Origin of the sequence: Criblamydia sequanensis CRIB-18, assembly GCF_000750955.1 — a bacterium.
Taxonomy (GTDB): domain Bacteria; phylum Chlamydiota; class Chlamydiia; order Chlamydiales; family Criblamydiaceae; genus Criblamydia; species Criblamydia sequanensis.
Map to the genome: position 1 here is coordinate 40322 of NZ_CCEJ010000005.1, position 14109 is coordinate 54430.

General features: G+C 40.1%; 10 protein-coding genes. 7 read left to right on the forward strand and 3 right to left on the reverse strand.

The genetic code is table 11. The features are described from left to right. Positions 1-90: 90 nt before the first annotated feature. From CSEC_RS06255 to CSEC_RS06280, 7 genes are all read left to right on the forward strand, one after another. Complete coding sequence (locus CSEC_RS06255) at positions 91-1278, forward strand: NAD(P)-dependent malic enzyme (protein ID WP_041017603.1); 1188 nt, start codon at positions 91-93, stop codon at positions 1276-1278. Between the two features lie 142 nt (positions 1279-1420). Further along, positions 1421-1510 carry a potassium-transporting ATPase subunit F gene (locus tag CSEC_RS13520; RefSeq protein ID WP_079977995.1) on the forward strand — a complete coding sequence of 30 codons (90 nt, stop codon included), beginning with the start codon at positions 1421-1423 and terminating at the stop codon, positions 1508-1510. Positions 1511-1518: 8 nt separating this feature from the next. Then, on the forward strand, positions 1519-3201 hold the full coding sequence (kdpA, locus tag CSEC_RS06260; RefSeq protein ID WP_041017604.1) for a potassium-transporting ATPase subunit KdpA: 1683 nt from the start codon (positions 1519-1521) through the stop codon (positions 3199-3201). Further along, complete coding sequence (gene kdpB, locus CSEC_RS06265) at positions 3202-5289, forward strand: potassium-transporting ATPase subunit KdpB (RefSeq protein ID WP_419761211.1); 2088 nt, start codon at positions 3202-3204, stop codon at positions 5287-5289. Then, positions 5289-5831, forward strand: coding sequence for a potassium-transporting ATPase subunit KdpC (gene kdpC, locus CSEC_RS06270; RefSeq protein ID WP_041017605.1), 543 nt, complete (start codon positions 5289-5291; stop codon positions 5829-5831). Before kdpB ends, kdpC begins: the two co-directional genes overlap by 1 nt. Beyond that, positions 5828-8458, forward strand: coding sequence for an ATP-binding protein (locus tag CSEC_RS06275; protein WP_041017606.1), 2631 nt, complete (start codon positions 5828-5830; stop codon positions 8456-8458). The genes kdpC and CSEC_RS06275 overlap by 4 nt, the downstream gene beginning before the upstream one ends. A gap of 7 nt (positions 8459-8465) precedes the next feature. After that, positions 8466-10877 (forward strand): glycosyltransferase, encoded by a 2412-nt coding sequence (locus CSEC_RS06280; RefSeq protein WP_041017607.1) that lies wholly within the window; start codon positions 8466-8468, stop codon positions 10875-10877. Here the strand turns inward: CSEC_RS06280 and CSEC_RS06285 are convergent. From CSEC_RS06285 to CSEC_RS06295, 3 genes are read right to left on the reverse strand one after another with little or no spacing between them, the layout of a single operon-like run. Further along, on the reverse strand, positions 10874-11596 hold the full coding sequence (locus tag CSEC_RS06285; RefSeq protein WP_041017608.1) for a hypothetical protein: 723 nt from the start codon (positions 11594-11596) through the stop codon (positions 10874-10876). The two genes, CSEC_RS06280 and CSEC_RS06285, sit on opposite strands and share 4 nt — an antisense overlap. A 49-nt stretch (positions 11597-11645) precedes the next feature. Further along, entirely contained in the window at positions 11646-12134 is a 489-nt protein-coding gene (locus CSEC_RS06290) for a low molecular weight protein-tyrosine-phosphatase (protein WP_041017609.1), read from the reverse strand. Between the two features lie 14 nt (positions 12135-12148). Further along, the gene (locus CSEC_RS06295) at positions 12149-14068 is read right to left on the reverse strand and encodes a bifunctional serine/threonine-protein kinase/formylglycine-generating enzyme family protein (protein WP_041017610.1); all 1920 of its coding nucleotides are present in this window, start codon (positions 14066-14068) and stop codon (positions 12149-12151) included. Between the last annotated feature and the right edge of the window lie 41 nt (positions 14069-14109).

Sequence of the window (14109 nt, forward strand, 5' to 3'; positions counted from 1 at the left end):
AATTAGAGTTTTTTTTCAAGAGTTTCTTTAAAAATTTTCTAAAACCCCTTATGATAATTGCCTTTATATCAACGAAAAGGCGCTCACGCTATGACAGATTATTTTACCTTATCTCTTGATGCTCATCGCAAAACCCATGGGAAATGGGAAATGCGCTCAAAATTTCCTGTGACCACTCAGGCCGAATTATCGATCGCATATACACCGGGTATTGCCGCCGTTTCTCAAAGACTTTCAAGACACCCCGAAGAGGCTTATAACTTGTCTATGAAAGGAAATAGCGTCGCGATTGTCTCGGATGGATCGGCAGTTCTTGGTTTGGGAGATATAGGCCCGGAAGGGGCGCTTCCAGTCATGGAGGGAAAAGCCATTCTCTTAAAAGCACTGGCAGGCGTTGATGGGATCCCAATTGTTATTAACGCCAAAGAGCCTGCTGAAATAATTCAAATTGTTAAGGCAATTGCTCCAACTTTTGGAGGCATTAACCTCGAAGATATCAAGGCCCCGAAATGCTTTGAAATAGAATCAGCCCTTCAAGACATCGGCATCCCTGTCTTTCACGATGACCAGCACGGAACGGCCATCGTCCTTTACGCCGCTCTTTTAAATGCATGTAAAATTACCGGTAAACATTTTGAAAACTTGAAAGTTGTTATTAATGGAGCCGGAGCTGCCGGGGCGGCCGTTGCAAAATTATTAAAAGGCATAGGTCAAAATGGAGATGTCAAACCGGTGAAGGATGTGATTCTTTGCGATACAAAAGGCATTATTTCAAGAAGCCGTGACGATTTAAATCCATCCAAGCTTCAAATGCTTGAATTCACTAATTTTACCAATCAAAATGGAACTGTTTTTGATGCGCTTAAAGACGCAGACGTTTTTGTTGGAGTCTCGGCTGCGAATCTTCTTAAAGCCGACGATGTTAGAGTGATGGCTAGAGATTCCATTATATTTGGCTTAGCAAACCCCATACCTGAAATTATGCCGGCCGAAGCATTAGCTGCCGGGGCAAAAGTTGTTGGAACCGGCAGAAGCGATTTTCCAAACCAAGTCAATAATGCGCTTGCTTTCCCCGGCATTTTTAGAGGCGCCCTTGATGCAAAAGCCTCTCGAATCACAGAAAAAATGAAACTTCGCGCGGCGAAAGCGCTAGCTGAGCTTATTACCAATCCAACGCCTGAAAAAATCCTGCCTCATGTCCTTGATCCGCATGTTGCAGAAACGATTGCAAAGGCGGTTAAAGACACAGCCATTGAAGAAGGTGTTTCTAGACTCTAAAAATTTAGAAATCGTTTAAACCCGTCTAGTCTTAAAAATCAAGGCTTAGGCGGGTTTCTTTTTTTTAAAAGATCCTTTACTTCTTACCTTATTTTAAAATAAAAGAGGGAATTCCACTCTATATTTCGGGGTAAGGTTTTTCATGGGCAATGAATTTTTTTGGGCGGGTTTAGCAAGCGTTCTTGTTATTTTTTACCTTACCTATACTCTTTTATACCCGGAAAAATTTTAGGATCCGCTATGAATCATTGGGCGGAATTGGTTAGCTTTTTCCTATTTTTATTGGGAACCTCCCTTTTCTTGGGCCGATATCTTTGGATTTTATTTAAAGATCACCCCTCTTTCACTTTGCCTATTTTCTCAAGCACAGAAGCCAAGATTTATAAAATTTGCTCTATCGATTGCGAAGAGGAAATGACGGCTAAAAATTATATGATGGCTCTTCTCTTCTTTAATTTATTAGGCCTTGCTTTTCTTTTTGCGCTTTTGCTTCTTCAAGGGGTTTTGCCCTTAAACCCTGAAAATTTAAGCGGTGTCGAACCTCTTTTAGCTCTAAATACAGCAATCAGCTTTACAACTAACACCAACTGGCAAGCCTATGCAGGAGAAACAACTTTAAGTTACCTATCCGGAATGCTTGGCTTAACGGTTCAAAATTATTTAAGCGCCGCCACCGGATTTGCTGCGCTTTTAACTTTGATCCGAGGCTTTACAAGACAAAATTCTACGACGGTTGGCAACTTTTGGAAGGATTTAACCCGTTTTACCCTCTATGTTCTCTTACCCCTTTCCCTCCTCTTTTCCCTTTTTCTTGTAAGCCAAGGAGCCATTCAGACGCTAGAGGGAGCTTTGACTGTCGAGACTTTAGAAAATGCTAAGCAAACCATACCTCGCGGTCCGGCAGCCTCCCAAGTTGCCATTAAGCAAATAGGATCTAATGGCGGGGGCTTTTTTAACGCAAATAGCGCTCATCCTTTTGAAAACCCAACCCCCCTAACGAACTTTTTAGAAACTTGGGCCATTCTTATCATTCCTGGCGCTACTTTATATATGTATGCGCTTATGATAGAATCGAAAAAAGAAGCGGCTCCAATTTTTGCATGCCTCTTAATTTTCTTCCTTACAAGTGTTTTTGCAAGCTTCCTGTCCGAGATAGCAGTCAACCCGAATATGGCAGTCAATCCTGTTTTAGAGGGAAAAGAGACTCGTTTTGGAATTTACAATAGTGTCCTTTTTGCAAATGCCACAACCGCAACTTCCAATGGATCGACTAATTGCTCACATTCAAGCCTGTCGCCTCTTGCAGGCGGGCTATGTCTATTTAATATGATGCTTGGCGAAGTTATCTTTGGAGGTGTCGGTGTCGGTCTTGCAGGCCTTCTACTCTTTATTCTTTTAACGGTTTTTTTATCGGGTTTAATGGTTGGAAGGACTCCTGAATACTTAGGAAAAAAAGTTGAAAAACAAGAAATGAAGTGGGTTATGCTAGCTCTTTTATTCCCCTCTCTTCTAATTCTGCTTGGAGCTGCCATAGCCTTATCCCTACCCTCTGTTTTGGATACCCTTACCGAAGGACCTCATGGGCTTACCGAAATCCTTTATGCCTTTACTTCGGCTGCGGCTAATAACGGAAGCGCTTTTGCAAGCCTAAATGCCAATACTCCCTTCTTTAATGTTGTCTTAAGCGTTATCATGCTGGCTTCAAGACTGACTATTCTTTTAGCCGCGATTGCAATTGGCGGACACCTTGCTTTAAAAAAGCGAGGGGGGATATCCCTTGGATCGTTTTCGACAGCAAGCCCTCTTTTCGGGCTTCTTTTGTTTTTTGTAATTTTTATAGTAGCCGGCTTAACGTTTTTTCCGGCCCTTTCCCTCGGCCCTATTTTAGAGGAGATGTTAATGAGAAGAAGCGTTGTTTTTTAAATGAGAAACCCCATGCAAAAGAAAAAAGGAATTTTAACCCTGGACTTGATCCTTGAGTCCTTAAGGGATTCATTTTTAAAGCTGCATCCCAAATTTCAAATTAAAAATCCGGTTCTTTTTGTCACCTATTTAAGCGCTATTTTTGTCATTCTCCTTCTTTTTTTGGGGCACTATTCTGCGTTTAATTTGCAAATTGCCCTTTGGCTTTCCTTTACCGTTCTTTTTGCTAATTTTGCAAGTTCGCTTGCCGAGAGCCGTGGAAAAGCGCAAGCTGAAAGCTTAAAAAAAACCCAAGTTGAGTCAATAGCTAGAAAACTTGTAGATGGCCAAGAAGTAAAGGTTTCCGCTTTGTCTTTGAAAAAAGGAGATCTTGTAGTTTGTGAAGTCGGCGACTTCATCCCGGCTGACGGGGAAGTGGTTCAAGGGATTGCAACTGTTGATGAATCGGCCATCACAGGCGAATCAGCTCCTGTAATACGCGAAAGCGGCGGCGATAGAAGCGCTGTGACCTCCGGTACTCGTGTGGTTAGCGATCAAATTGTTATTAAAGTAACTTCAGAGAAAGGGCATAGCTTTTTAGACCGCATGATTTCTCTTATTGAAGGCGCTGAAAGACAAAAGACACCAAATGAGATTGCGTTAACGATTGTCCTCTCCTCCCTCACCCTTATTTTCATCATCACCATCATCAGCTTAAAAAAATTCGCCGATTATACAAGCCTTGCCGCGAATCAAAATTTAGCAGAACAAGTGACTTTGCCAACACTCATTGCCCTGCTTGTCTGTCTTATCCCAACTACCATTGGAGCCTTATTAAGCGCCATCGGGATTGCAGGGATGGATAGGCTTATTCAGAGAAATGTGATTGCCAAAAGCGGAAAAGCAGTGGAAGCCGCGGGTGATATCGACCTTTTAATCCTGGATAAAACAGGAACCATTACCCTTGGCAATAGGATGGCTGTTGAATTCATAGCGGCGCCCGATGTCAATGAAAAAGCTCTTGCTGAAATGGCACAGCTAGCATCTTTATCAGATGAAACTCCGGAAGGGCGCTCCATCGTTATTTTGGCTAAAAACAAATACCATTTACGAGCAGAGAATTTAGATTTAAATCACTCAAAATTTATTCCTTTTTCAGCCCACACCAAAATGAGCGGGATTGATTATACCGAAAGCGTTGCCGACAACGTTAAAATTATCCGTAAAGGATCCTATGAAGCCATTAAACTCCATATAGAAAAATTGGGAGGCCATTTTCCGGAAGAACTGATAGACGCCATTCAGTCCATTTCAAATAAAGGAGGTACGCCTCTTATTGTTTCTCTTGGAAGCGCAGTGCTTGGAGCTATTTATTTAAAAGATGTGATTAAAGGAGGCATCAAAGAACGTTTTAAAGAAATGCGAAAGATGGGAATAAAAACCCTTATGGTTACAGGAGATAATTACTTGACTGCTGCCGCCATTGCAGCAGAAGCAGGCGTTGACGATTTTGTAGCTGAAGCGACCCCTGAAATAAAACTCAACTTAATCAGAGAAGCCCAAAAAAAAGGGCTTCTAATTGCCATGACAGGTGATGGAACAAATGATGCCCCGGCTTTAGCGCAAGCTGATGTCGGCCTTGCCATGAATACCGGAACTCAAGCTTCCCGCGAAGCCGGTAATATGGTAGATCTAGATAGCAACCCGACTAAGCTTCTAGATATTGTCGAAATAGGAAAGCAGCTGCTTATGACAAGAGGGGCTTTAACCACTTTTAGCATAGCTAATGATATTGCAAAATATTTTGCCATTATCCCGGCCCTTTTTGGAACGCTTTATGCCACCAAAGAATTGAAAGGGGCTCTTTACCCGTTAAACATCATGAATCTCACCTCAAGTAAGAGCGCCATCATTAGCGCTTTGATTTTTAATGCTCTCATTATAGTCTTGCTAATCCCCCTTGCACTTAGAGGAGTTTCTTATTCCCCCGGAAGCGCTGATAAATTGCTCAAGCAAAACCTCTTAATTTATGGTCTTGGAGGTATTATAGCCCCATTTATCGGGATAAAATTAATCGATTTATTAATCACTTCCTTAGGGCTGGTCTAATGATAAAAAAAGCAATCAAACTCTTTCTTATCTTATTAATTTTGACAGGTTTTTTTTACCCATTGGCAATAACTTTTCTAGCCCATTTAATATTTCCAAACCAGGCTACGGGCAGTTTAATAAAAAGGGATCAAAAAATTTTGGGCTCTTCGTTAATAGCTCAAAAATTTACAAGCGATCGTTATTTTTGGCCAAGGCCTTCAGCCATCAATTATGATCCTTTAGGACCCTCAGGCGGCAGCAATCTTAGCCCTACAAGTAAAAAGCTTAAAAGCGAAGTACAGGCAAGAATGGAAAAATTTTCTTTAACCGATCCAGTTTTAAACGAACTTGTTTATTCTTCAGCAAGCGGCCTTGACCCGCATATTAGCCTTGAAACGGCCTTCTATCAAGCCCCAAGAATTGCAAAAGCAAGAAATCGCGATGTCGAAACCATACTTAAGCTGATCTCCAAGTTACAAGAAGGTAAGCAGATTGGAATTTTAGGGCCTGCTTATGTCAATGTGCTCCTTCTTAATCTGGAGTTAGACAAAAACCTATGACACCTGATGAAAGATTGGATCCTGATGAGCTCCTTAAAGCTGTGCAAGAAACCGAAAAAAAGCAAAAGCTTGGAAAACTTAAAATTTTCTTTGGAATGGCGGCCGGGGTTGGAAAAACTTACTCTATGCTGGAAGCTGCCCACAATTTGATGAAAGAGGGTGTAAATTTAATCGTAGGGGTTGTTAACACTCATGGGCGGATGGAAACAGAAAAACTCCTTGCAGGCTTGCCATTATTGCCTGAAAAATGGGTAAAATATAAAGACACGGTTTTTGAAGAATTAGATCTTGAAGCCATCTTAAAGGCAAAACCTGACCTTGTCTTAATTGATGAACTGGCCCATACAAACGTTCCCGGGTCAAAACATCCTAAAAGATGGCAGGATGTTTTAGAACTTCTTGAAGCCGGAATCGATGTCTACACTACATTAAACGTCCAGCATATTGAAAGCCGAAAGGACCTTGTTGAAAATATTACCGGGATAAAAGTTAATGAAACAGTCCCGGATCTTCTCTTGGAGCATGCCGATACCCTTGAAATTATAGACATTTCACCAAACGAGCTTCTCCAAAGGCTTAATGAAGGAAAAGTATATTTTCCTGAGCAATCAAAAATAGCGGCTCAGAATTTTTTCCAAAAAGATAATTTAACGGCGTTACGAGAAATTGCACTCAGGCTTACAGCTGAAAAAGTAGACCATGACCTTCATGGCATGCTTATTAAAGGTAAAAAATGGCGGACAAGAGAGCGGTTAATGGTAGCTATTTCTTCAAGCCCCTCCTCGCAGCAATTAATAAGGGCGGCAAGAAAATTAGCGTTTGAATTAGACGCCCCTTGGTATGCAGTTTATGTAGATACAGGAGTTAAACTTAACGATCAGGATCAGCTTCGTCTTAACGCTCACCTAAATTTAGCAAGCGAACTTGGCGCCCTCACGATCACAACCCATGACCTTGACATTGTTGCCGGCCTCAACCGTATTGCCAAACAAAAAGGGGTCACAAGAATTATTGTCGGAAGACCCCCTGTAAAAAGAAACCGGGTTATCAATTTATTCAGCCAAAACATTATAGAACGCATAGAAAAAGAAAATAAGGATGTGGATATTATTGTCCTAAGGCAAGACAAAGCCACCTCTCTTTTTCGGAAGTCCCATGACTTCCATAGAGAGCCTATTCCTTTTGTTTCGTATTTGTATGCTCTTATCACGATCGCGGCCATTACCTTTTTTGGATATGCCCTGCTTCCTTATGTGGGCTACAAATCTGTCGGCTTTGTCTATTTGCTTGGCATTTTAATTTTAAATTTCTTTTTAAATAGGGGCCCAATTTTTTTTGCGGCTATTTTAAGCGCGTTTGCTTGGAACTACTTGTTTATCCCTCCCCTTTTTACTCTTGCCATTCATGACCCTGAAGATATCGCTTTAATCACCATTTATTTTATCACCGCATTTTTACTCGGTTTTTTGACAAGGCGGCTTCGCGAACAAGATCAATTTTTGCATCAGCGCGAAGAAAAAATGGAAAAACTCTATGAGATTGAACAAGAAATTGCTGAATCGGCAACTATGGAAGCTTTAATTTCACGTGTAACTGAAAGGCTCGAATTAATGTTTGATGGCTTTTTTAACATACTTGTCAAAACAGATGAAGGCAGCATAAAGTTTGATAGCAAGATTAATCAGGATGAAAAAGAAAAAGCGGTCGCAAGCCTCGTCTTTCAAACGGGTCAAATGGCCGGATGGTCCACCAACACGTTGCCTTCTGTTAACTCTTTGTATCTTCCTATAAAATTCTCTAAAGAAGCAGTCGGGGTGCTTGTTTACACGCCAAATAATAAAAGAACTCTTTCAAGAGATGAGTTAAATTTCCTTCAAACAGTGAACCATCATCTTGGGATTTACATTGAGCGTCACTTTTTCGAACAGAAAATCCACTACGAAGACTATACGAGGCAAATTGAAAAGATTCATCAAAGCCTTTTCCACACACTTAATCGAAACTTTTACATGCCGCTTGAGCAAATCCTAAATATTCTGGCTGAAATAAAAAAAGCTCCGGAAAAACCCATTGAAAAAAAGCTTTTAAGCAAGCTTGATGACTTTATCCAAAATCTAAAGTTTATTATAGACAATGTCATCGCTCTTTCTGAAATTGAATCCGGTTATGTTCGTCTTAATATTGAGAGGCTTCCAATACAAAAGCTGATTGATGAAGTTTTAGAAAATGTAAAATTTCTTACTAAAGATGAAGCGGTAGAAGCCAAGGGACAACTAAACCTTATGGCTCCTTTTGATTTTAAGCTATTGAAACTTGCTTTAAACAACCTGATTGTCAATGCCTTTGAATATTCCAATTTCAAAGGGCCCATCGAAATCGAAGTTCGTTCCTTGGAAGATAGCTTTGAAATAAAAGTTTGCGATCATGGACCCGGAATACCAAAGGAAGTGCATCCCTATATTTTTGATAAATTCTATAGGGTTTCCGGGGAAGATAAACCGGGGCTTGGCCTTGGTCTATCCCTTGTCCGTTCAGTCATTGAAATGCATCAGGGAAGGATCGAAGTTAAGAATAAGGAAGAAGGAGGGGTTGAATTTACTTTAATTCTTCCTCTAAAAAAGGAATAACATAACTATGGATCCAGCTATCCTCTTATTCTTAAAGCACTTTAAAGAAAAACAATTTCAGGAAGCATTAGAAGCTATTTTTAATGATCCGAGCGTTTCTTTTGAAGAAATAGACAAAAAAGATGATTTTTCTAAATATATCCTGAACTTTGCGGATGCTCTTTTTCGATTCCCGCCCTACCACTCTTTTGTTGCCGGGTCCCTTCTTCATAAGTACATAGAAGATGATATTCAGCTCTTGCTAAAACATGAGGATTTTGAAAATGTTTTAAAAAAAGTTTGTTTTTTTCTCTCTCTTTCTGCAGCGGATAAAGACGATTTTGCTTCCCTTAAGATGCTAGAGTCTCTTGAACAAGAGGATGCTCTTGAAAATATCCACATCGCCTATGAAAAAAAATTGATCCCTTGTGAAAATGAAGATTTCAAAAAGCACCTTGAATCGTGCAGGGAAAAAACACGCGCCATTTTAGAGAACCGTTTAAACTTTAGTAACCATTTTATTGCCTTTGCAACAGAGAGGAAGGCTTTAAGCGAGCATTTATTTGTAAGCGGAAAGCCCTATCAAGCTTTTGCATACCCGGCAAATGCCGAAGAGATCAAAGCCATAAAAAATTTTCCCTTAACTTTGAATTTCAATGATATTCCTCTTATTTTGATGGAGGCTAAAAAAATTCCATGGGATGCTTTATTAAAACCCCTTTCCGGAAGACCTAAAATTCTTTTGTTTTATTCAAAAGAGGTCTTAATCCAATCCCTGCAATTCAAAGTGGTGCTAGATGAACTTCTCAACTCCGAAAATTTAATTTATGTTTTAAATTATTATGGCTTGGAACAATTTCTTGATAGTTCCTTTATAAAATCCTATGAACCTTTCAAAGAAATAAAACCTCTTTTTATCACGGAAGATCCCTATCTAAAAGAGGACTATCCTCAAATATTGGAACATTTAAAGTTAGCTTTAACTCAGCTCAAAAGCGAAACAAAGGATAGAGATCCATTTAATTGGCTTTTTGAAGTCGGAAAAAGGCATGCCTTCGCAAGAGATGCAAAACGCTATGGCGAAGAGAGATTTTTAGCCCTTTGGCTTCGTTATGCCTATAAAGATTGGAATGATATTCATAAAACAAAACCAAAAAATCTTACTATGAACGCGGCAATGCCGGATTACTTGAAGATCATTCTCGATAAAGTGCCGCCATTAGCTCAAAAAAGAAAAAAAGAAGCTAAAAAGCCAATAAAAATTGCTCATATCATCAATACGGTGTTTGATGAAGCCCATGCTCCGGCTGAAATCTTGCGCTCGCTTCTTGAAAACCGCGATAAGACCCTTTTTGAAGCAAGTGTTTATACAACAGAGACAGGGCTTTATAGGCCCAAAGAATACCCTTACTATAGTTTTAGCGGTCAAGATACTTTAACCCGAGCTAAAAAGACGGTTCAAGCGCTTTTTTCAGAGGATATTCCCCTAACAGTTTTAAGCCATCCTTTTTTAACGTACGAGGAAGAAGCTAAAATCCTTGCTAAAAAATTGTCTGAAGCAAAGTGCGAGATAGCCATTTTTCATATGCCTAATCCGGTTAATCTTCTAGCTGCAAAAATGCTAGAGGTTCCTTGCACAGTTTTTATGGATCATGGGGGTTTTCCACTCATTCCTGATAAGAATGGGTTTTGTCTTCCTTACTATCTTGCCATTCCAATCGAGCCTCATTTTAATTTAATTCTTACCTGCGAGGAAAGGCCAAAAAGCGAAATTCAGTTTTTTAATAATCGTAACACGGTGGTAGAAGCCCTACCTTTTTCTTTAAATCTTAGAAAAAATTGGAATCAAAGCCCAATCCCAAGAGAAACTTTTGATCCTGATCACAATCGAATTTTACTTACTACTGTATCTTTAAACTTATTCAACCGCTTATCTCCCGAATTTTGTGATTGTATCGCAAAAATTTTAAAGCGCGAGAAAAGAGCTCACTACTATCCTATTGGAGATCCCGTTTATCTTGATTATTTTATGTCCTTTTTTAAAGAAAGGAAAGTGCAAGACCAGGTCCATTTCTTAGGCTTTCAAAAAAATCCAAGTGACTTTACAAGATCTATGGACATTTATTTAAATGAATTTCCGGTAGGCAGCGGGCTTGCCCTTCTTGAGGCCATGGCTGCAGGCCTTCCTATCGTTTCCATGTATGATGAAAAAGACCCTATGCCTGCTGCTAGAATGGGCGCTTATTTTGGAAAGGAAAAGATGATTACCTCTTTAAAAAATGAGGATTATGTCAATCTTTGCTGCCGATTAATAGAAGAGCCAAAACTTCTAGCTGACTGGAAAAAAGAGGCGCTTCAATCCTACGAGATGCGAACAGATGCTAAAAAATACGCTCATGACTTTGAAAAGCTAATCTTACAAACTTATGAAAGATGCTAATTTCTAATAAGAGACAGAGTTTTCCCCTTCCTTTGTTCTTTTATGGCCATTCCCCAGGGAAGAGAAAAAGCTAAAATGTCGTCACTTTTTGTAAATTTTACTTTTGCTTCTCCTGAAACCTCGCCTGCCACACCCGGTGTGTACAGAAAGGATTTGCTAGGATCATGAACGTAAACAGAATTTAGCGTTTCCGATCCGGAAAGAGAATTGAAAAAAAGAAGGTCATTTTCTTTTAGTCCTCTTAAACAAAATTTATAAATAGTTGTAGGGGCGGTTTCTTCCAGGATGACTTCAACAGAAAAAGAATCTTTATCGCTCTTAAAAATAAGGGGTTTTGGAACAAATGAAATTTCAGCTAACACTTTCTCTTTTGTTTCAAAGCGGGCGACAACTTTTTCCCCTTTTATAGTATTTTTTGTATTAACATCAAAAACTGCTGCCTTTCTACACTTGTTGATACCAAACGTCCCATCTTCAAAAAGCTTAAGCCATTCTACTTTGCGATTTTTTGGATCCTTCGATACGCAGCTTAAATAGGAAACTTTGATATCCTCATTGATTGGAAAATTAGTAAACACAAACTTACAATCAGCTGCCCCATCATACCTCTCTTTTGCAGTTGTGGCCAAAATCTTTACGGCAGGTTTCATTTCAGCTATCGCATTTGCAGAAGCGAAAAGTGCTAGGGTATAAAGCAAGGCACAAAATTTATTTTTCATACAACTCTATAGAATTTCATGGTTTATGATAGTCGGTTGGCACTTTGGCTTAAGACGGCCCGTTTTTTTTGCTGTTTTGGTTTTTAAAATAATCGATAAGGCCTTGACATGAGTCTTCTAGCATATCCAAAACAAGGTCAAAATCCTTTCTGCCCCCATAAAAAGGGTCCGGGATGTTTTCCCCTCTATAAATAGGGCTGAATGAGGTTAGAAGATGAATTTTTGATTTCATTTGCGGTGTGTCTGCAAACTTGTAAAGATCATGAAGCACTTCTGTGTCAGCGGCAAGGATCAGATCATAAGAATCGAGAAATTCCTTTTTAAAGGCTTGTGCCCGGCTAGCAAGAAAGTGTCCTCTATCTTGCGCAGCTTCTCTCATTCTATCATCCGGAAGATGACCTACATACCAGTCGCCAATCCCGGCGCTTGCCGCTTTAAAATCGGTTAAATTATTTTTAGCAGCAAGGGCCCTAAAAATTTCTTCAGCTGCGGGTGATCGACAGATATTCCCAAGGCAGACAAAAAGTAAAGACTTCATAATAGGATCACCTTTTAATATTCTTTTTTTACATCCACAGCGCAGCGAAACCCATAGGTGCTATTTACGGTGCCCGGGTTGTTGCGATGCCTTTTGGAGCAGCGCAAATCCTCTTTCAAGCTTTTCCAGCAGCCTCCTCTTAAAACCCTGTAGACGCCTTGAAGAGGTCCTTTTGGATTGTCAGGCTCTTGGATTGAAACTTCATAATAATTATAGCCATACCAATCCTGGCACCACTCATAAACGTTTCCTGGCATATCAAAAAGACCGAAGGGATTGGGAGGGTAGCTCTTAACAGGGGTTGTATCCGAGCTAAAAAAGTTGGCTTCCGATTTTTCGATGCTGCTGCCCGTTGGATAAATCGCTTCTTCATCCCCGCCTTTTGCTGCAAGCTCCCATTCGGCTTCTGTTGGAAGACGCTTTCCAACCCACTTTGCATAAGCTAAAGCGCCATACCATGTCACGCCGACAACAGGGTGTTTGCCATAACCGGATTCAATGGTATAGCGTCCCCCGCTTCTTTTAATTCTAGATTCTTTTAATCGAATGACATCATTATGATTGCTGTCTTTTTCACCGCCGAGGGCTTCTAAAAAACGAACGAATTGCTCATTCGTCACTGGATGGACGTCCATAGCAAAGCTTTCCACGCTAATGTTGTGGCGCGGCATCTCATCACGGCTTCCTTCATTGCTCCCTCTCATAAAATTGGTAGCCTTGATGATTGTCATTTCAGTTAGGAGGGGCTCGATTTTATGGATTTCTTTTCTTACAGGTTCATAGTGTTTAACCCCATGATCAATTGCAAATTGTTTCGCAGGATCGGGGTCATGAACCGGTCTTTCTAGATAGCCATCGTTAAAAACAGGTTTGAAATGATGGCTTTCTTTCTCTTCGCTAATAAAGGCAGGCTCCTTTAAGGAAACATGAGCGGCTTCTTCCATTTGGTAATCCTCATGGCTCTCTTCTTGCTTAACAAAAAATGCCTGGGGAGAGGCGGTTTCCTTCCTTACACTCTTAACGCTTTTTAACACCGGAATAAGCTCAAGAGGTCTTTTGGCTGGATCAAAATGAAGGCATTCTTTTACAAGGAAGTCCCAATTCCATTGATAGGGAGTTCCAAGAAGGCTTGGCATCTCAAAGTACCCTTCCGGAAATCGGCTGGTGAGAAGGTAGTAAGCCAAGACTCCAAAAGCATAAGTATCAGCTTTTGGTCCAATCTCATGGAATTCATTTAATTTTTTTTGTTCCGGCGCTAAAAAAGAAAAATTCTGTAGGAAGGAAGCGTGCAAGGGACTAAGCTTTGTCTCATCAATTTCCATAGAGGGGTATAAATGCCCGCTTTCAGGGGCAGGACTAACCTCTTGATAAATATTTAAAGCTTCAGCCACACTTTTAAAAGTTCGAGTTAAAATGGCGCCATCGCCAACGATCTTGGCAAGGCCGAAATCTGAAAGATAAAACTTAGGCTTGCCTTCTTTCTTGCTGACTAAAATATTATTTAACTTTAATTCCCTATGAACAAAGTCTTCGCATTGGCTGTGGGCATAGTCTAAAGCTTCAGCAACATCTTGCAAGAGACAAAATAAATCTTCTTCTTTTAAATGCTCATCAAGTGAAATCATGTATTGGGCAAGGTTTGTTGTCTCACCGACATCATCCACCACACAATCCGTGACAAGAAAATACCTTCCCGAAGCGAATGAAATATTATGGATTTTAACAATATTTGGGTGATTTAGAGAGGATAGTTTAGCAATCTCCTCTTCAAAACGTTGGATAAAACCACGGTCTTGTGCTAATTCCTGGGGAAGGATTTTCAGGCAAAATTGCTTTTTCATAAAGCGATGCTCAGCTAGGTAAAGAGATCCAAGCGGCCCTTGTCCAATCATTTTTATAACATCGTAATCCCCTAAACTTCTTGAATCTGCCATAGTTTTACCTCTCTCATTTGTTAACGAATTTCAACCTGAAG